The organism is Psychrobacter sp. SCQQ22 (assembly GCF_015864605.1).
GTDB classification, from domain to species: Bacteria; Pseudomonadota; Gammaproteobacteria; order Pseudomonadales; family Moraxellaceae; genus Psychrobacter; species Psychrobacter fozii.
In genome coordinates, this window is record NZ_JADYWZ010000006.1 from 236,687 (window position 1) to 256,699 (window position 20,013).

The 20,013-nt window shown below is 43.1% G+C and carries 12 protein-coding genes; 5 read left to right on the forward strand and 7 right to left on the reverse strand.

Annotation, left to right across the window (positions count from 1 at the left end; all coding sequences use genetic code 11):
• Window positions 1-3: 3 nt before the first annotated feature.
• The 5 genes from I6E84_RS09980 to I6E84_RS10000 all read right to left on the reverse strand — a co-directional run bounded on the left by I6E84_RS09980 (window position 4) and on the right by I6E84_RS10000 (window position 6,950).
• Complete coding sequence (locus tag I6E84_RS09980; protein ID WP_197217791.1) at window positions 4-1,815, reverse strand: ABC transporter permease; 1,812 nt, start codon at window positions 1,813-1,815, stop codon at window positions 4-6.
• Window positions 1,812-3,119, reverse strand: a complete 1,308-nt coding sequence (locus I6E84_RS09985) for an ABC transporter substrate-binding protein (RefSeq protein ID WP_197217792.1) — start codon at window positions 3,117-3,119, stop codon at window positions 1,812-1,814. The genes I6E84_RS09980 and I6E84_RS09985 overlap by 4 nt, the downstream gene beginning before the upstream one ends.
• A 7-nt stretch (window positions 3,120-3,126) precedes the next feature.
• The gene (locus I6E84_RS09990) at window positions 3,127-5,280 is read right to left on the reverse strand and encodes an FAD-dependent oxidoreductase (protein ID WP_197217793.1); all 2,154 of its coding nucleotides are present in this window, start codon (window positions 5,278-5,280) and stop codon (window positions 3,127-3,129) included.
• A gap of 345 nt (window positions 5,281-5,625) precedes the next feature.
• On the reverse strand, window positions 5,626-6,045 hold the full coding sequence (locus I6E84_RS09995; protein ID WP_197217794.1) for a hypothetical protein: 420 nt from the start codon (window positions 6,043-6,045) through the stop codon (window positions 5,626-5,628).
• A 371-nt stretch (window positions 6,046-6,416) separates the two neighbouring features.
• Window positions 6,417-6,950 carry a DUF2058 domain-containing protein gene (locus I6E84_RS10000; protein ID WP_197217795.1) on the reverse strand — a complete coding sequence of 178 codons (534 nt, stop codon included), beginning with the start codon at window positions 6,948-6,950 and terminating at the stop codon, window positions 6,417-6,419.
• 476 nt (window positions 6,951-7,426) lie between these two features.
• Between I6E84_RS10000 and I6E84_RS10005 the strand changes: the two genes are divergently transcribed.
• Window positions 7,427-8,290 carry a universal stress protein gene (locus tag I6E84_RS10005; protein WP_197217796.1) on the forward strand — a complete coding sequence of 288 codons (864 nt, stop codon included), beginning with the start codon at window positions 7,427-7,429 and terminating at the stop codon, window positions 8,288-8,290.
• 163 nt (window positions 8,291-8,453) lie between these two features.
• Entirely contained in the window at window positions 8,454-9,137 is a 684-nt protein-coding gene (locus tag I6E84_RS10010; RefSeq protein ID WP_197217798.1) for a cupin domain-containing protein, read from the forward strand.
• Between the two features lie 137 nt (window positions 9,138-9,274).
• Here the strand turns inward: I6E84_RS10010 and I6E84_RS10015 are convergent, their stop codons facing one another.
• Window positions 9,275-11,479: a TonB-dependent siderophore receptor gene (locus tag I6E84_RS10015; protein WP_227681444.1), complete on the reverse strand. Its 2,205-nt coding sequence runs from the start codon at window positions 11,477-11,479 to the stop codon at window positions 9,275-9,277.
• A gap of 301 nt (window positions 11,480-11,780) precedes the next feature.
• Here I6E84_RS10015 and I6E84_RS10020 point away from each other — a divergent pair, with 301 nt between their 5' ends.
• Window positions 11,781-13,289: a PepSY-associated TM helix domain-containing protein gene (locus tag I6E84_RS10020; RefSeq protein ID WP_197217800.1), complete on the forward strand. Its 1,509-nt coding sequence runs from the start codon at window positions 11,781-11,783 to the stop codon at window positions 13,287-13,289.
• Window positions 13,290-13,539: 250 nt separating this feature from the next.
• On the opposite strand, the gene I6E84_RS10025 is transcribed toward I6E84_RS10020, so the two are convergent.
• A complete protein-coding gene (locus tag I6E84_RS10025; protein WP_197217802.1) occupies window positions 13,540-15,249 on the reverse strand; it encodes a multidrug ABC transporter permease/ATP-binding protein in 1,710 nt (569 codons plus the stop codon).
• A 1,302-nt stretch (window positions 15,250-16,551) separates the two neighbouring features.
• On the opposite strand from I6E84_RS10025, the gene I6E84_RS10030 reads away from it, so the two are divergent.
• Both I6E84_RS10030 and I6E84_RS10035 read left to right on the forward strand, forming a co-directional pair.
• Window positions 16,552-17,532 carry an OmpA family protein gene (locus tag I6E84_RS10030; protein WP_110922842.1) on the forward strand — a complete coding sequence of 327 codons (981 nt, stop codon included), beginning with the start codon at window positions 16,552-16,554 and terminating at the stop codon, window positions 17,530-17,532.
• Window positions 17,533-17,613: 81 nt separating this feature from the next.
• On the forward strand, window positions 17,614-20,013 hold a 2,400-nt coding region (locus tag I6E84_RS10035), incomplete at its 3' end, for an Ig-like domain-containing protein (protein ID WP_227681446.1).

Below are 20,013 nucleotides of genomic sequence, written 5' to 3' on the forward strand. Positions count from 1 at the left end.
GTGTTAATGAGTGTTGTTTTTGCCACTTCTAAAAATATATTTAGGGAGCAGACTTGCCAGTATAAAACCAATCAGCGGTAGTGCCATTTGGATGATGGCATAGACCGCACTAGTGCGCCTACTTGCCCCATTTGCGAGTGTCACGGCTTCTGTAGTGATGGTAGCAATACGTCCACCGCCTGCCAATAACGTTGGCAAATATTGGCCGAAGCTAATCGCTAGACCCAGTGCAACGGCAATCAAAATAGGCGTAAACAGTTGTGGTAATTTGACCTGAAAAAACACTTTTATGGGTGTCGAACCTAAGCTTGCTGCCACATTCGCAAAACGTGGGTCTAAGCGTCGATAGCTGCTCGCTAGCGACAAAAATACATAGGGCAGTACAAACAATAAGTGCGTAAATGCCACATTAAAAAACGCCGCTTGGTTATTGATCAATTGCTGTAGCCATACCAAGCCAAACAAGAAAGCGATGCTAGGCACCAGCAGCGGTAAGTAAATGATTAAGCTGGTAAAGTTTGAAAGTCGCTTTGCACTTAATTGCTCGGCTTCCAAACACAATAATGTGAGCACAATAGCAAAGAGGGTGCTTACTAGACCGATAGCAATAGTATTAAAGAGTGGCGTACCCATTTGCATAAAGGCGCTTTGGAAATGTAGCAATACAAACTGTTCTGGCAAAGCGTCTGGAAACCGCCAAAACCCAGCCACTGACCACATGGCAAGACCAATAAGTGACATGAACATAAAACCAATGACCACAGTGGTCATAGTGGCAGTGATTCTTTGACAGACAGCATCTCCATAATTGCGTTTACCATTGGTTAGTGAGCCACAGAATAGTATTTTTACGATCTGCTCACCGCCAAGCCATAAAGCGATTAAACCACCTGTCAATGCCAGCTGTAATAATGCCCCTGCTGACGCTTTTATACGTAAATTTAGATCCACATCATTGAACCACTGCATGATAGTGACCGCAAGTGTGGGCGGTGTGTTCGGGCCCAATATCAATGGCATCTCTACGCTGGCGCTGGCATAGGCAAGCACCGCCAAAATAGGCAAACGCAACAATGGATATAGCAGAGGAAATACCGATTTAAAAAAGGCGGCAATGGGGTAATAACCCAAATTTAATGCGACTTTATACTGTTGGCGCAGTTTTTTACCAAGCTCTGGTTGTGCCAAAGCACCCAATGCGATTAATAATAAAAAAGGCAGCTCTTTTAACGTTAAGCCCAGAATGATACTGATGCCGTAGGGATCATGAGGAAATATCCCTTCTGGTGACATTTCCCAACCGCTTAACCACGGCGATATCAATCGTGAAAACATACCAGAAGGCGCAATGAGAAAACCAACGGCAATCGCCGCTGCGGCATGAGGAATCACTAAAATGGGGCTTAGCAAATGCTCGATACGTGTGAGCCAAACACTGTTGAAAAACGCTGCCAGTATCATGAGTGTCATGACAAAAGCGAGCAGAGTGCTGATGAGTCCCGTTGCCAAGCTAAGCGCCACCATTTGGGTCAGACCTGGCGTCATCCAAAGGTCTTTAAACCCTTGTAGACTGATGGTTGTCTGATCAAGCGCGGGCACCCAACTAAACGCAGGCAATAGCACACTAATCAGTCCGCCAAGTACGGGTAGCACCAGTATCAGCAATAAAAGCTTTGGACTAAATATAGCAATACGCGTAAATAGGTCTTTTTTATAAGGAGTGGCAATAGCCGTACAATTATTGACACTGCCTTTATTGATATCATTTTTATTGACACTGCCTTGAGCGGCCTTGTCATTCAAATCTTTATTCATGGGCGAACCCCGTAGCGTGCTTGCCAGCCTTCCATAATTGCCTCAACCCAACTTGGGTGCGGCTCACTCACTGTGCGTTTAATACTATCAAACGGCAATGCGCTAGGATGGGGTTTGTTGGTTTTAAACAAGGCTTGCTGCTCAGAGGTGAGGGTAGACTGGATGAGTACGGTTTTGTCACCCCATACAGAAGGCGTTTGCTTTTTGGCTTGTGCCTCTGGACTCATCAAAAAGTTAGCGACAAGCTGTGCCGCTTGCGGGTGGCTGGCATTGTAAGGAATGGCGACAAAGTGAGTATTACTCAAGCTACCATCGCTCATCGCATAGCTACGAATACTTTCAGGTAAGTCATAACGCTGCACGGCTGCTGGAACTTCAGGGGCTGAAAAGCTAAAGGCTAAACTGAGCTCGGTATCATCGACCAACCGACGCATTTGCGCACCCGTTTGTACAAACTGCTCACCCTTGCGCCAAAGTGTGGGATGCAAGTCATCTAAGAATTCCCATAGTGGGTCGAGGACAATCGCTTTATTCTGTTCAGTGACAGGCATGTTGAGCTGAGCGCTGGTCTTCTCGCCAGTATCAGCATCGTGTTGCTCATGCAGCATGACCAATGCGTATTTCAAAAAGCTCATGCCTAAAAAGTCAGGGGGTTTTGGATAGCTAAAGCGCCCAGGATTTTGTTTTGTCCAAGTCGTTAGTTCTTTTAAGGTAGTGGGTGGCTTTTTGACGGATAGATTATCGTAATAAAAAGTCAGTGACGCTTGTCCCCATGGTGCTTCCATACCATTGGTTGGTACACCAAAATCAAAGGTAACGGCAGGATTATTATCAGGGTCGGTGAGGGCAAAGTTAGGCAGCTTGTTTGCCCATTGTTTAAGCAATAGTGAATTCTCACTCATGGTGGCAAAGTTTGCGCCATTAATCCATATGAGGTCAACGCTACCTTGGTCATCATTATTGGCTGACTTTTCTGCCAATACTCGACTGACGGCTTCACTAGTATCTGTGAGTTTGACATGGACCAAGTTGATGTTATATTTCTCATCAACTTGCTTGGCTACCCACTGTAAATAGGCATTGATTTGAGGGTCGCCGCCCCACGCGTAAAAGTAAACGTCTTGATTTTTACCCTGAGACTCAACCTGCTGCCAAGGTGATTCCTTGCCATCACTGCTGCCTATATTAGGGGAGGCAGTGCTTGCAGAGATACCGATACAAACGCCTAGCGCCATAGCATAAGAGCTATAGCGCATGACGTTTTTTAGCATTGTCCGTGTTGGCAAGGCTTTAGTAGGGTGCATTGATGGGCTAACCTCGACGCCAAGTATGGTATTTTTCTAGCCAGCTTAATACGCGCTGAGGGGCATGGTCACGTTTCCATTCACCGGCCACATACTTGTTGCCCTCCGCCCAAGTCGGGTAGCTGTGAATAGTACCAAGTATCTTATTCAGTCCCAGGCCATGTTTCATTGCCAATACAAATTCAGCAATCAAGTCGCCAGCATGTTCAGATACGATGGTCACACCAAGTATTTTATCTTTCCCTTTAGGCGTAATGACTTTGATAAATCCTTTAGCAGCACTGTCAGTGATGGCACGGTCCAGCTCTTTAAACTCAAAGCGGGTAATCTCGTACTCAATACCTTTGTCTATCGCGTCTTGCTCATTCAGGCCCACACGAGCGACTTCTGGATCGATAAACGTGGTCCACGGAATCACACGGTAATCTACTTTGAACTTTTTCAGATTGCCAAATAAACCGTTCACTGCGGCGTACCAACCCTGATGAGCTGCGACATGAGTAAACTGATATGGACCTACAATATCACCTGCGGCAAAGATATTAGGATACAGCGTTTCTAAGTATTCGTTAGTGACGATAGTACGGTTGGTTTCGACACCCAAATCTTCAAGGCCATAACCAGTAAGGCGAGCACTTCGACCAACGGCACATAATAGCTCATCGTATTCTATATCGATTTCAGTATCATTGTGTTTAACGACAATGTACTTTTTGCCATCACGAGCTTCACAGCGTAGAGCTTGATGTGAGGTCAAAATGTTTACACCGCTTTCAACCAGCGCTTGGTGTGCAAAGGTAGACACTTCAAGATCTTCTTTGATCATGATGCGCTCACTCATCTCAATTTGAGTCACGTTTGAGCCCAAGCGTGCAAAACTCTGCGCCAATTCACTACCGATAGGACCACCGCCTAGTACGACCAACTTTTTAGGCGCTTCGTCTAGTTCTGCAAACTTGTTCCATATGGTATCGCTGGTCACGTAGCCCGTTTCTTCAATACCAGGTAATGGCGGTACAAATGGGCGTGCGCCAGTTGCAATAACGATAGTACGCGCAGTTAGTGTTTGTGTGCCACCATCATTTAGGGCGATTTCTACCGTCCATGGATCGATGAGCTTGGCATAGCCTTTTACCACATCGACGCCCAAATCAGTATAACGCTCAACACTGTCATGCGGCGCAATCTCAGCCACAACATCATGCACACGTGCCATGACTTTTTTGAACGAGAACTGCGGAGACGCATTTTCGAGGCCGTAGTTTTCACCATGGCGAATTTGATCTGCGATTTTTGCACTTTTAATCACGGCTTTACTTGGGACACAACCATAGTTTAAGCAATCACCGCCCATTTCACCTGCTTCGATTAATGTTACTTTTGCTTTAACAGCAGCAGCAATATAGCTCGTTACCAAGCCGCCAGCACCCGCACCAATAACAATCATGTTGCGGTCGAACTGTTTGGGCTTTGAGTAGTTTTTATAGACACGACGTTTTTTAAACACATTTAAGATTCCTTTAGCAATAAGCGGGAATATGCCCAATAAAGCGAACGATAAAATTAAATTGAGCGATAAAATACCTGACAAGCTTTCTATTTGCGCAAGTTGCGTACCCGCATTAACGAATACAAAAGTACCTGCCAGCATACCTACTTGGCTTACCCAGTAGTAGGTCCATGACTTAATGGCGGTCACACCCATGAGTAAGTTGATTAAAAAGAAGGGAAATACAGGGACTAAACGTAATGTGAATAAGTAAAAGCCACCTTCTTTTTCGACGCCCGCATCGATAGCGGCAAGGCGTTCAGGAAAGCGCTGTTTGATGGTATCGCGTAGCAAATAACGTGATGCTAAAAACGAAAGTGTCGCGCCAATACTTGAGGCAAATGAGGCAATGACTAAGCCCTGAAACAGACCAAATAAAGCGCCGGATGCCAATGTCAATATGGCAGCACCAGGTAGCGAGAGGGCCGTAACTACGACGTACAGTAAAAAGAACCCGCCGATAATAAGTAACGGTGACTCTGCTTTATAGTCGTTGAACTGCGCCATCGAGCCCTTTAAGCCCTCAAGCGTCAACAGTTGGTTGAGGTCAAAGTAGAAAAACCCCACTGCTAATAGCACTATTAACAGTATTAGAAATATTCTTTTAATCATGAAAGATTCGGCCTAATAGTAAAGCAAAGGTTTCATTCATAGTCATCTTTCTATAATTAAAACTATGATCAAAAAACTTTTGCTGTTTTAGTGATGGTGGCAATTACATTGAATTGTTGAATAATCTATTCGTTTACCTGCAATAAAACAGCTAAGTTGTTAGTTTTAATAATATATAGCTTGTATCGCTTTAGCTAGTATTTATATTATTGCACCATTTAACCTCTATAGCTTTGCTACGGCAACACCTGCATTTGACGTACCACCTGTACGGTCTACGCTTGGATTGCTGGTACTGAATTTATTTAGATTTGACCATAGTCAAACGATAGACTCTGTTTATATCTATGTCAAAGGAACGGTCTTGCCCACGGTACGTTTGCCCAGTGTCAACGTATCCCAGTCTCTCATCAAGAAGAGAGCGATACATGCTGCCAGCATTGGCCATGCGGCAAAAAACAACAGGTTATCAAATGGTTCTAGATATAAAGCAAAGGTCGAAAAAGTGGAGCCCGCATGAGCCAGCAGCAAAATACCATAGGTCCAAGTTTTAAATAACCCGACGACAAACAGTATGATAAGTATCAACTGAACAGCGCCCATAACATAGAATATGGAATCACCCATATTTTCCATTCCATAAAACTTAGACATAACGCCTGCGGCATGGTCAGGATTGATAAATTTATCAAGCGTCCAAAATAAAAAGACCGTGAAGATAGCAAGTCGAAGCAATAGGAGTGAAAGTGGCAGATGTTTTGGCATGAGAAATCTCTTTTTGAGAAATTTTGAAAGCCTTTTCAAAACTTCTTGATGAGTAGGGTGCCGATATTGGCTTTTGTTATATGATTAGTAAAAGTCAAAATGTGTTCAATTCTTGAGTGATTGCTCAACTTCGAGCAAACCTTAGCGCTAAATAGGTCAAGAAATCGCATTGTAGTTGTTATTGAATGGCTGTTCAAGTTCGCATTGCCACGTATGGCAGGGTTATGGCGATTTGTTACCTTTTTCAATAAAACCTGTAACGCTAGCTTAAAGGTGATTGTTTTCTATACAATAAAAAAACCCTTTGTAGAAGTAAGTACTCTACAAAGGGTGTCTAAGTTAACAAAGCAAGTATTATAAATACTGACTGTTTACCACATTAAATCATCTGGAATCACATAAGCGGCGTAAGGATCATCTTCTGCCAACACATCTTCTGATGTATCGTTTGATACGACCATAAAGCCTTCCATTTTTGAATCTATACGATCTGCTAATGGGCGAGGAAGCAGTGCATAGCTCTCTTCTAATCGCGCAATGACGACATGACCGGCGACGATTTGGTCATATAGTTTTTGGGTAATAGAGATTTTTTTGACTTTAGAGCCATCGACAAACTGATAGCTGACATCACCACTGATATCAGTGATTTGATGCTGCTTAATCATTTGGATGATATTGGCTTTGAGTGCCTTCTCTTCTAAAGCGCGTTGTTTTTCTTGATTGAGCTGCTGATCTTTCTCTAGTTTTTTTGCTTGCGCATCTGCCAATGCTTTTTTCGCTTCTAAACTTTCTGAGTCACCAGTACGCTTGGCATGCTGATTTTGCTTGCTGATTTTATTGGCTTTTTTGCTATCGACCAATCCCGCTTTGAGTAGTTGAGCCTGTAGGGCATTTTTTGCCATAGTTCCATCACCTAAATAACGATATTTAAATCACAAATGCTAAAAAATACATTGTAGCAAAATTTGTTAGGGCATGTTGTCAGACGATGACAAGACTTTGTTGATGCGGTAAAGCCACGTTTCTTCAAATCTTGTGCAGCATTAAAGACAGCAGAGTGAATATTATTGTAGAGGCAGGCACACATCACTGGATGAAGTCAGCCAAATTGGTTATTATCGAAGTAATGGAGAGGATTTTTCCAGAGTATTTGGGATGAGCATTGGACGCTATATGGAACTAGGGCGTACCCTCAATTCAATCGATAGTCATCTAAATGGGATAAGAATGGCTAAATCTTGCCAAACGTCGTCAAATAGCTGACTAATATCTCGATATTATCTGCGCTATTTTCCTTGTTTGACTGCAATTTATCTCATTTTTATCACCATTTTTAAAATGAGGACACGCCCTAAATAATTAAAACTAAGGACATATTATGACAACATCACAGCACGTTTTAGCTTGTATTGATGGTTCGGCAGTGACTGAATCAGTTTGTGACTATGCAGCATGGTATGCCAGTAAGTTGAATTTACCTGTTGGTTTGTTGCATGTCAGTGAGGTTCCAGCATCGACCAGACGCGATCTGTCGGGCGCGATAGGGGTAAATAGCCGCCAGTTTTTGTTAGAAGAATTGACCCAGATGGACGAGCAAAGAGCGAAGGTAGTCAACAGCTATAGCAATGCCTTGGTCCAAGATGCAAAAAGCCATATCCAAAATGATTTTGAGGATGTCGCTATCCGCATCTATCAACGCCGCGGCAAGCTGTTGCCTGCCATTGAGCATTTTAAAACAGAAAATCGTGCCATTGTCATGGGTCGACGCGGAGAAGATCACAAAAACAGTCGTATCAATATCGGTAGTCAAATCGAAACAGTCGCCCGTGCATCCGATGTTCCTATCTTGATTTGTTCAGAGACATTCAAAGCACCAAGCTCGTACATGATCGCTTTTGATGGTAGCAAAACCGCTATCAAAGCAGCATGGATGGTTGCAAGAAGCCCAGTGCTAAAAGGGCTGCAAGGTCATATCGTTATGATAGGAAGCCATAATAATACTGCCAAGCAAAGCTTAAGTGCTGCGGCGGCGCAATTAGAAGCGGCTGGGTTTGTTGTGGCGGCTCATCATTTATCAGCGGCGGATGCGGTCAATGGTTTGTTGGCTTTTCAAACGGAAAATAACATCGATATCATGGTGGTGGGTGCTTATGGTCACTCTAAATTGCAGCAACTGTTTCTCGGTAGTACGACGACAGAGATTATTGCCAGTACATTGTCGCCAGTTATTTTAGTGCGATAAGTGCACTAAAAGTCGGGGCGTCTTATAAAAGTGGTGCAGTTGTTATCTATCTCTAATGATTCTTAAAAAATGATTGATAATTATGAATAAGGCTCAATAAATGATGCCAGATACTTTATAAGAGAGTATGTAGTTACACCCTACTATTTTTGGACATAATCTTATGCTTATTAATGCAGATTTTTCTAGTCGCGCCGCACTTGCAGTTGAAGAGCAACGGTGGGTAAACTCACCGCAGAGTGGTGTAGAACGTATCATGCTGGATCGCGTTGGCGAAGAAAAAGCCCGAGCCACCAGTCTAGTACGCTATGCGCCTAACTCTTATTTTCCGCATCACCTGCATCCCGGTGGTGAAGAGATTTTGGTATTGTCAGGTACGTTTTCTGCAGATGACAAGCATTATCCCGCAGGTTGGTATTTGCGTAACCCTCCATCATCAGGCCATACCCCTTATAGTGACGAAGGTGCGGTGATTTTTGTTAAGCTCAGACAGATGCCATCTGATGAAGACCGCTATGTCGCTATCGATGCTCATGATGATGCCAATTGGACACGCCAAGGCAATCGTGATGTCTGTGCGCTTTTTTCTGATGATGGTGAGCAGGTGAGCTTGCAACGTCTCACAGCAGGTGTCGCATTATTCAACGAAGATATTATTAGTGGTGTAAGTGCAGGCGGTGCAGAGTTACTGGTTGTAGATGGTAGTTTAGTAGAGGGTGAACAGGTGTATCAACGAGATAGTTGGATACGTTTACCAGTAGGGGAGCAGTCACAAATAAAAGCAGGGTTAGAAGGCGCCACGGTATATATTAAGACAGGACATCTAATACAAGTGATTGGTCTGTGATTAACTGTCGCTGATGTATTTGCGCTATGAGCGAAACATACTAAAGGATACTAAGTGACGTACTGCCACCTAGTATCCTCGCTGCTTAAGTTTTGGAAGTGTTGAATAGGCTTTATTCATAAGCTATTCGATTGTGATTAAAAGTTGGCCTTTAGACTGACTGTCATTTGGCGCTCTGATCCCATCCAGCAGTTGTTGATGTCATAACAAGAACCGACGTAGGTTTTATCAAAGAGGTTGTTGATACTGGCACCGACGGTGAGCATAGGATTGATTTCGTAATTGCCACCGATATCTACCAACGTCACGCTTGGTAGCTCGTCTGAATTTTGTTTATCTATCTGCATACCGCTTTCATAGCGAACACCCGCATTGAGCGTCAGCTTATCTGTGGCGTAGTAGTCTGTCCATAGCGTGGCTTTATGTTTCGCTGTTTGCGCTGGCGTGTTACCGACCACATTAGGGTTGAACTCATCTTCTGTAATCTCAGCATCGGTATAGCTGTAGCTCGCCGCGACATCTACCCAGTCGTTGAGCATATGACTGGCTGATACTTCAAATCCTTTAGACGCAATTTCACCCGTTTGGGTTTGACTTCTATAGTTGACGTAATCTGATACAACAACATTTTTTTGGGTGATATCAAATACCGCCAATGTTCCTTTAGTGCCGCCATCTGCAGATTGATATTTAATACCGGCTTCTAGCTGGTCAGCTGTTGTAGGTTCAAATGGCTCATCGGTTACGAAGTTACTACCAACGACTGGCTGGAATGATTGTGAGTAGCTCGCATAAGGCGATAGACCGTTATCAAAATCATAAATAGCAGCCAGACGACCACTGGTCTCTGATGCGCTATTGTCGATTTCTTGGTCACTATATATCACACCTTGAGAGGCTTTGGTTTGATCAGTGATGCTCTTGAATTTATCATGTCGTAAGCCTGCTACCATGGTCAAGTCTTGCCATTTCATCTCATCTTGCACATAAAAACCAAGCTGGCTCTGTTCGATGTCTTCATATTGACTGTAGACATCTAATGGCAGCGTGTCGGTATTGATTTGAGAGAAATCAGGGTTGGACAAGTCAAGGTTTGGCGTACCATCCGCGCCAGCATCATAGTACGCGGCAGTGCTATCCGTCTCTTGATACTCGACACCAAATAATAAATTGTGCGAGGTATTGGCTGTATCGAATTGATAAGCCAGCTGGTTGTCCGTGGTCCAATTTTTCATGGTTTCATCGGTGGTGTAAGCCACACGGTTCAATATCGTATCACTACCGCTGACAAACCCTCCACTATTATACATATTGCGTTGCTCTGCTTCGGCATCGGTATAGCGCAGTATGTGCTTAAAGGTTAGCTGGTCATTGATGTCCCAGTTTACGGTGACACTCGGCATGAATACTTCTTTGCTGAATTTATTCCATTCGTCACCCGCATAGGCATCGCTATCTAACTTGCCGTAGCTGGCATTATAGACAGTACCGACCGCAGGCAGCGGAGTAGAGGGCACCATGTCTGGATCATCTTGATAAAATAGATTAGCAAGTACGGATACATTGTCTGTCGCTTGCCATTCAAGCGATGGATTGAGTAGGGTGCGTTCTTCTTCTGTGGTCTGCATCTGGCCATCTTTTTTACGTTTCAATGCCACAAAACGATAGTTCAAGCTGTCTGTAAGCGCCCCTGTTGTATCGATTGCCACTTCTTTCAGGTTTTGATTGCCTAGTCGTAGCTGTACCTCAGTCTCTTGGGTACTTTTGGGCGTTTTGGCTATTTGATTGACCATACCACCGGGTGCCGTATAACCATAAAGTGAGGATGCGGGTCCTTTGACGACTTCTACGGCTTCGGTTGCATAGATGTCTACTTGCGGCATGAGGTTCCAAGCACCATCGTAAGGCAGTCGCAATCCATCATAAAAATTCGATAAGGTCTTAAAGCCACGGACTCTGTACTCATCAAAGATAGATACCGTACCGCGACTCTCAGAGCTAACACCGGGCTCATAGCGTAGGGCAGCGTTGACACTGTCAGCTTGGCGTTTTTGCAATAGGTCTTGATCGATTCTGGTATAGCTCATCGGCGCATCATCAGGGTCTAATGCGGTTTTTGTGCCTGTACTTCGGTAACTATCGGCATAGACAGTTATCGTATCTAAGGTCGTTGATGGTGTCGCTGTCTCAGAATTTTCTGTCTGGGTATTGCTTAGCGTGCCCTCAGTATCAGCTGACTCAGCATAAGCAATATGACTAATGCTCATGGCTAAGCCAATTTGTACTGCTATGGCCAGATGTTTTTTTCGGATAGATTCAGAGGTCAAAGGAAGCCGCATCATATTTCCTGTTCAATAATATTCGTTGAATATGTTAGATTTAAATTTAGAGAGATAAATAACGGAAATAATAATAACACTAATGATTATTGTTATCATTAAAAAGTTACAGTTAACGCTTTATAGAAATATTGGACGCGGTTCTGAATGGTTTAGTGCGGCTTCTTTACATTAGTATTATTGATATATGACTAGAGGGGTAGTGGTTTTTTCAGGGGTTTTCTCGTATGATGCAGCCGATATTATATTGTTAATAGATTTATGTTGTTACTTGGGCAATCAGAGATTATCAAAGGTCGTATTTATGAACAGAGACAGCAGTCAGTCACCTAACACGCAGCGTTATTTTATGGTATGGCGCTGGCATTTTTATGCTGGCATGTTTGTCGCGCCTTTTTTGATTGTTTTGGCGGTCACAGCTCTCGGCATGCTGTTCATGTCGAACACCGCAGGTCGGGACAATGACCGCTTGACCATCACCATTCCAGAGTCGACAGTCCAAGCACTAGTGTCGATACAAGCCAAAAATGCGCTTGGTACTTTACCCGATAGCGCACTGATTAAATATATTGCGCCCCGTGACGCAGATACCGTCGCTTTGTTTCAGGTGCAGTCAGAAGGCCAGACCAATATGGTGGCAGTGAACCCTTATACGGCTGATGTCGTCAATAGCGCACCTGCTAGCAGCGGTCTTTATGATACGGTTAATAATATCCACAGTGATTTGCTCATCGGTAAAGCAGGGGATTATCTGTTAGAAACGACTGCATCGTTGATCATCTTGATGATTTTGACGGGTTGGTATCTCTGGTGGCAAAAACGCAAATCAGTGAAAGCCATGCTGATACCTAACGAGAGGGTAACCAATAAGAGAAAACGACCTTTTATCCGTACGATTCATGCGACATTGGGCAGTTGGGTATCGATTCTGCTGCTGTTTTTTTGCGTTTCAGGCATGGCATGGGCAGGCGTGTGGGGCGAAAGAGTTGTGCAGGCATGGAGTCAGTTTCCTGCGGGTAAGTGGGGCGTTGCTCCTATGCCAATGTCGATTGATCATAGCCAACACAGCACTGCGATGCATGAGTCAATGGCTGCACCTCACGTCCATGGTGCGGTAGCATCTGAAGCTCATACTGAAGCACCCACGCACGACAGTGCTCTAAACTCAGGCGACACAAAAGAAGTTCCTTGGGTACTTGAGCTGACGCCGATGCCAGTATCAGGCACGACCATGGGTCAGGATGGTATCGCACCCAATATACCTATCATGATTGATACGGTAGACCGCTATGCTCGTGAAATTGGGTTTGTAGGGCGTTATCAGTTGAACCTGCCACAAGGAAGTACAGGCGTCTGGACCATTAGCCAAGATTCAATGAGCTACGATATGAAAAGTCCAACCGCTGATCGCACGGTACATATCGATCGCTATTCAGGTAATGTCTTGGCTGATATTCATTATGACGACTACAATGCCTTTGGTAAGTTTATGGCGGCAGGTATTGCTATTCACATGGGTACGCTAGGATGGTGGAGTGTGTTGGCCAATGTCTTGTTTTGCTTGTTTGTTATCATGATTAGCGTGAGCGGTTATATCATGTGGTGGCAACGCCGTCCTACTAATGCGGATGAAAGCACTGGGCTGAACCCGCCAGCACGTGGTTTAAACCCTGCTATCTGGTGGCCATTTGCGCTGCCTTTATTGATTGTCGCTGTTATATTTCCGACAGCCATTATCGCAATCGTTGTTATCGCCTTATTGGACTTCTTAGTGATATCTCGTAGTGCTTTTTTGCAGAAATTATTAAAATAAGCAAACGGCTTAGACAAGTTTTCGAGTGTCTAGATACCTTTAATTTATATATAGTCAAAGAACTCTAAAATGGGTACAAGGCAGCCGACTGCAGATTGTACAAGTAGTACATCTAAGGAGGGTAAGGCTGTAGCGGTTTAGTATTTCACCGACTATAACTATAGCGTGGTTCTTTCTACCATAATGGGGCGACTTATCATAAGTCGCCCCATTTTTTTGCATGACAGTTTTCATTTATAACAAGTCATATTTATTGCAACATGGCGATCGCATCTGTACTGGCGCGCTGTCGTTCTTCGGCATTCAATTCAATCAACTTACCTTCTTTCATCAATAGCAAGCGGTCAGCATGTTCAAAATAGCTGTCGTCATGACTGATAATAAACAGCGTTTTGCCCAGTGCTTTTAGTTCAGGTATTAGCGTTTGATAGAACACACGGCGAAAAGCAGGGTCTTGGTCAGCGGCCCATTCATCAAGTAATAAAATATCTTTCTGTTCGGCGACTGAGAGTAGCATGGCCAATCGTTTACGTTGACCTTGAGATAGTTTATCTGTAGAGAGTTGATGATCAGACACGCTCACTTTGTCTTGTAGATTGAGCTTCTGCAGCCAGTCAGATATCAGTGCCTCATCAGGTTGATTGCCCTGATTGCCAATTAGCTGTTTAAACAGATGCTGATCACTAAAGATAGCAGAAAACAGCTGTCTATAATCGGCATTATTCTCTGAATCAATGTTGTCTTGATCTACGTGTACAGAGCCTGTGGTAGGGGTGAAAATCCCCGTGATGATTTTGGCGAGGGTAGACTTGCCGCTACCATTGGCGCCGATTAAGAACACTACATCGCCACGTCTCACGGTAAGGTTGACCGATTTCAAGATATCATCAGGGTTATTTACGTCACCAGCTAGCTCTTGTGTCTGCGTATTGATACCACCATAGCGATAACCAACGTCAGTCAGTGAGATAGAGTTCCAGTCTTTTGCCACGTGGTCAGTCATAAATGCTGCTTGGTAGTCAGCCAGCTCTAGCGACTGTATTTTGTCTAGTGCCACTTGGGCAGTCTGTAGGGTTGGATACGCACCAACTGCATGCAGAATGGGTGACTGCATAAATAGAATGGTTAAGGAAAAGGTGGTTGCGACGCCCATTGGTATATTTAGATAATTTGATACCGCAAACACCACGCCAATCGAGGCAAACATCATGATATTGGACCAGTTCACAGCAGATAAGTGAAAGGTGTCAGATTTAATAACTGTTTTTTGGTATGACTTAGCATGAGACAAAAAGTCGTCTGAATATAACTTTTCAGCACGGTACTGATTGAGTGCAAGCTCCTTACGGCCTTCTATAATAGATTGATAATCTTGGTATAAAAAATCATTAATCGCTCTGAGTTTTATCAAATGAGTATAGACGTGCTTGACTAAAATGGTGCTTATCCAGATTGTCATGACAATCCAAAACATGATGATAAACAATAGCGGTAATGACAGCCATCCTAAATAAAGGGCAACCCCCGCAGATAAAATGACGCCTTGAACCAACTCTGGCATGCGTACAAATGCAGTCGTAATAGACTGGATATCTGAAGATAAGCTGGCAATTAAGCGCGCACTACCCAAGTGATCTATCTGCGGCACTTTGGTATCTATAATTTGTTTGACCAGTTTTGTTCTGAGCTCGTACACAAACTGATGGCCCAGACGTGTCAACGCGTACTGTGATAAAAAAGTAGTGACTAATAGTAGTGCAATCAAGGCAGCAAAATAGCCTAAGCTGAGCAATGATAAAGTATCAAAGACAGGTTGACTGATAAAGGTATGATTTATATAAGCAATGATGCCCACACTGACAGCCGCATTTACCAAATTAAGCAGAATAACTTTGAGAAAAGGCAGGCGATAATGCGCCCAAATCATATTATACAAAGAAGTGGTAGTGCGTGAAGACATAATGGCTCGTTATGATAATAGTCGTATGTGTGATGGCAGAAAAAGATTGTTAGGCAAAGCCTGATTTTTGTATAAGTAGGGCTCAATCAGTGCGGCTTATAACTTGAGGGTTGCTGACATTACTTACCATACCTTTATGAATGATATTCGGCGGTATCTTATCAAGACAGCAGAAGATATATAGATATGCGTGGAATAGAAGAAGGTAGGCAAGACAAGTCAGATGAACTTTAGATGTTATTGATAACCATTAATATTTACAATATTGTGACGTCAATCTGTATATGTGTCAACGTGTTTGTGACCGTAAGAGGGAGTGCCGAATAATGTATTACCCAGTTTCAAATGATACGGAGAAAATGATAGAACACAAGCTCGATTGATTTCATCGTATCGATAGGAATTTATGATGGTTAAGAATAGGTAAAACGGTAGTATGAAATCCAAGGTAGCAGTGGTCAAAAAGATAGTAGATAACAATGTAATATATTAAAGACCGCTCGACAGCTAGGGATAGTCATTCCACTATAAAGGTATTGCTGCGTTAACCTCGCTTGAAGTATCACATATACACTTGGTTGCCTTGTACTACTTTTAAATTGAATCGACTATATGATCGGGTTAGTTTTATTTAACCAGCAAAAAATCGAATCAAGATAAGCCGATCGGTACAGAGTGATATAAATATGAGATCATGAGAAAAATTAAAGTAAGTATACTGTTCAAAGGGTAATTAAAACCCTTAAAGAAGAACAAAAGCTATTAAGTGAAGAAAATAAGACGATGGACTATCTTGTATTGATGTTAAGGTAAGATGAGCGCTAAGAGTGTGGTGAGATAAAGTCTTAGGAACTCTTAAAAGATAAGAGCGTACAATAGATTTAGCTTGATTTTTGTCGTTAGATTATTGGATATGTTCTTCTAAATTAATGACTACGAAATTGACAGCAGACATTCATACTTAATGGTAACTGGTCATAAAATATATGCCGTTTATCGTGTTTGGATTTGATTTTTTTGACAGGGGTAAACCATATAGGTTATATCTACAACTGTATAATTTTTATAGAGCCTGATGGAACAGAAGTTGGTTGTTATTTATATGGTATTTCTATTGGGTGATCCGTCAAACACCTAGTTTTTTGCAGCATTTGAAGGTTGCTCTGCCAAGTTAAAGGCTATCAAAAAGTTATCAAGGACTATATTCGTAGTATACGATATATCTTTTATACAGAAATTAATTCAAAAACTCAATATATTTAACCAATATTAGCTTAATAAACGGTTACTCAGGAAATTATCATGGGCAAAGTATTCAAAAAAATCATCGTTGAAGTGGCACTAGTAACCACGCTATTGGGGGTGACTGCCTGTGCGACCACAACGGCTAACAGCCGTATCGGTAATGATGGAGATACTCGCCGTGTTGATAATGTTGTATGGAATAATCAAGTTGACAGTGATATCAGTGCTGTATTAGCGAAACAAGTTGCGAGTGATGAAGCTCGACTGATATTTGTGCGCAAAAATGATGATGATCCTGAGCAAACCAGTGCCAATATTGCGATCAATAATAGATTTCAAGTCAGTTTGCATGCAGGCAATTATACAGCGGTCAATTCTTGTGTGGGCACAAACCAACTAAGTGCTCATGCAACTGGTTTTAAAGATAATGATTTGTTGGCGGAGCAGAAAGATTACCAATTAGTTGGTGGTCAAACATACTTTTTTTATGTAGATATGGATGAAAATGGCCAAGGTCTGCTAAATCAAATAACGACAGATAGCGCATTACCATTGCTAAGAAATAAGCGTTATCAAACGCATCAAATCAGTCGAGTCGTTCCTAACTGTCCTGCACCCGTAATTGCTACTACACCGTCAGTAACGCTGCCACCAGTCGTGGAGCAACCTGCCATATTGGCTGAAAAGGTGACAATTGATCTTGAAGTATTGTTTGAGACTGATAAAGCGGTCGTACGACCCGAATACTATACAAAAATAGCTGAACTAGCGGACTTTATGGCGCAATACCCAAATACAATAGCGACCATTGAGGGTCATACTGACAGTCGCGGTAGTGATAGCTATAACCAAGTTTTATCACAGCACCGAGTAAATGCTGTCAAAGAGAGTTTGATTTCGAAATTTGACATCGACGCTGAGCGTCTAAGTGCTATTGGTTATGGAGAGACACAGCCAAGAGCTAGTAACGATACTGTAGAGGGCCGTCAGCTCAACCGCCGTGTGGTCGCAGTTGTAGAAGAAGGTGTGCGTCATTGATAATTTTATTGTCCTTTGGTAACTGAAGTTGCCTGATATAAAAACAATTTAGCTGAAATATTTAAAATTAAAGGTAAAAAAATGAATACTATTATTATTAAAATTAATGACGCCGCTCAAACTATCAGCCAAGTATCTGTTATTACTAAAGATGGTATACCAACAGTTATTACTGCCACCGACAACGTCAACTATGAGTTTTTTGACACAGCTATTGGCCATGCTCCTAACCATATTATTACTAAGCGCCTAAAAAACGACTTGCATGTCTCATTCGAAGAAGAAGGGGTAGACAGCGATCTGATTATAGAAGGCTTCTACGATAATCCAGACAGTGCTTTAGTCGGTATTGCTGAAGATGGCGAGTACTATTACTACATTCCTGATACTGGCGAAACCTACGATTATGTGACTCAACTAGAAGTCGGTGATGTAGAAGGACAGGCGCTTGGCGGTGAAGAGTATATTGCAGCGGCCATACCTTGGTGGATACCTGCCGCGGCTGGATTGGGACTGGTTGGTTTGATTGCTGGTCTCGCTAGTGATGATAATGATAATAACGATAACGATAACGATAATGCTCCTATTGCTGAAGATGACACTGTATTGGGTGAAACAGGTCAGCCAATCACTATCGATGTCGTGGCAAATGATAGTGATCCTGAAAATGACTTAGATCCAACGACCGTCAAATTAATCGATCCTGTTACAGGCAATGAAGTCACTAGCTTAGTGATAAATGGTGAAGGTACTTGGCAAGTTGATCCTATGACAGGAGAGGTTAGCTTTACACCAGAGTCAGGTTTTACCGCTGATCCAACACCAATTGACTACGTAGTATCTGACACCAATGGCTTGCAGTCGAACCAAGCGACCATCGTTATTGACTATCCACAAACTGCTCCTATTGCTGAAGATGACACTGTCTTAGGTGAAACAGGTCAACCAATCACCATCGATGTCGTGGCAAATGATAGTGATTCTGAAAATGACTTAGATCCAACGACCGTCAAATTAATCGACCCTGTTACAGGCAATGAATTCACCAGCTTAGTGGTAGATGGTGAAGGTACTTGGCAAGTTGACCCCGCGACAGGAGAGATTAGCTTTACACCAGAGTCGGGGTTTATCACTGATCCAACACCAGTTGACTATGTAGTATCTGACACCAATGGCTTGCAGTCGAATCAAGCGACTATCACCGCAGACTATCCATTAATAGTTAGTATCACAGGCACCGAGAGCTTGAGCGAAACGACTGTTGATGGCAGCTCGAATGAAGCAACCTATACGATTAATCTTAGCAAACCAAGCAATGAAGACACTGTGGTCGCTGTTACGATTGGTGGCGGTAGCACTGAAGGTAGTGAGGACTATACAGCACCTATAACTCAAACAGTCACTATCCCAGCAGGTCAAACGTCAGTGAATGTCACTGTACCGATCACGGATGACAATTTGTTTGAAGGCCCAGAAGACTTTATAGTTACGGTAACTGAAGTCATATCCGGTACAGCCTCTGTTGGACCAGATAGTAATAGTGTCACAACTACCATTTATGATAATGGTACTACTGACGGTAGCACACCAGTTGATCCTACTGATCTATCGGTAGGTAATGACACCCCAGTTGTGAGCATTAGTGGTACTAAAACCTTGAGTGAAACGGCTGCTGATGGCAGTGCAAATGAAGCGACTTATACCGTTAGCTTAAGTAATCCGAGCACTGAAGATACGATCGTTACTGTTATTATTAGTGATGGCAGTACTGAAGGGTCAGCTGATTACACAACGCCTGTGACACAAGATATCACTATCCCAGCAGGACAAACCTCAGTGGATGTCACTGTACCAATCACTGATGACAATGTGTTTGAAGGCCCAGAAAACTTTACCGTTAAGGTCGTTGCAGTCACATCAGGAACAGCAACTATTAGTACTGACGATGACACCGTAAGTACGACCATCTATGATGATGGCACTACTGACGGCAGTACACCTGTGGATCCTAATAATCCAGCTTTGGGTGGCGACAAACCAGTGGTTGATATCGTAGCGACTAAAGCGGAAGCCATTGAAGGTGTTAGTAATGGTTTGGTATTTGAAGTATCTCAGAACAACTTAAGCGAATTTCCTACGACTGTAGATGTCAAGTTAGCGGATAGCACAATAGAAGCGGCTGATATTGCATCAATCAGCTATACCGATATTAATGGTAAGGTTATATTTTTAGATAATGTAACAGATATTCAGACATTCCTCGATGAAGGTATTCAGGTCACAATCCCAGCGGGCAGCACGTCTGCACCAGCCATTACCTTTACTGTAGTTGATGACTTGGTTTATGAACAATCAGAAAGTTTGGTGCTTGAGATCAGCAATCCGCTCAACGCCAGCATTGGCACCGCCACCGACAGCGCCACCATCTTCGATGAAGACGCGACAGACGGCACCGTAAACGAGGGCGACAAACCGACCGTC

What these genes read in the sequence shown, in the direction of transcription:
- I6E84_RS10010 (WP_197217798.1), top strand. Translation starts at nt 8,454, where the DNA reads ATGCTTATTAATGCAGATTTTTCTAGTCGCGCCGCACTTGCAGTTGAA.
- I6E84_RS10020 (WP_197217800.1), top strand. Translation starts at nt 11,781, where the DNA reads ATGAACAGAGACAGCAGTCAGTCACCTAACACGCAGCGTTATTTTATG.
- I6E84_RS10025 (WP_197217802.1), bottom strand. Translation starts at nt 15,249, where the DNA reads ATGTCTTCACGCACTACCACTTCTTTGTATAATATGATTTGGGCGCAT.
- I6E84_RS10000 (WP_197217795.1), bottom strand. Translation starts at nt 6,950, where the DNA reads ATGGCAAAAAATGCCCTACAGGCTCAACTACTCAAAGCGGGATTGGTC.
- I6E84_RS10030 (WP_110922842.1), top strand. Translation starts at nt 16,552, where the DNA reads ATGGGCAAAGTATTCAAAAAAATCATCGTTGAAGTGGCACTAGTAACC.
- I6E84_RS09990 (WP_197217793.1), bottom strand. Translation starts at nt 5,280, where the DNA reads ATGATTAAAAGAATATTTCTAATACTGTTAATAGTGCTATTAGCAGTG.
- I6E84_RS10005 (WP_197217796.1), top strand. Translation starts at nt 7,427, where the DNA reads ATGACAACATCACAGCACGTTTTAGCTTGTATTGATGGTTCGGCAGTG.
- I6E84_RS09985 (WP_197217792.1), bottom strand. Translation starts at nt 3,119, where the DNA reads ATGCACCCTACTAAAGCCTTGCCAACACGGACAATGCTAAAAAACGTC.
- I6E84_RS09995 (WP_197217794.1), bottom strand. Translation starts at nt 6,045, where the DNA reads ATGCCAAAACATCTGCCACTTTCACTCCTATTGCTTCGACTTGCTATC.
- I6E84_RS10015 (WP_227681444.1), bottom strand. Translation starts at nt 11,479, where the DNA reads ATGATGCGGCTTCCTTTGACCTCTGAATCTATCCGAAAAAAACATCTG.
- I6E84_RS09980 (WP_197217791.1), bottom strand. Translation starts at nt 1,815, where the DNA reads ATGAATAAAGATTTGAATGACAAGGCCGCTCAAGGCAGTGTCAATAAA.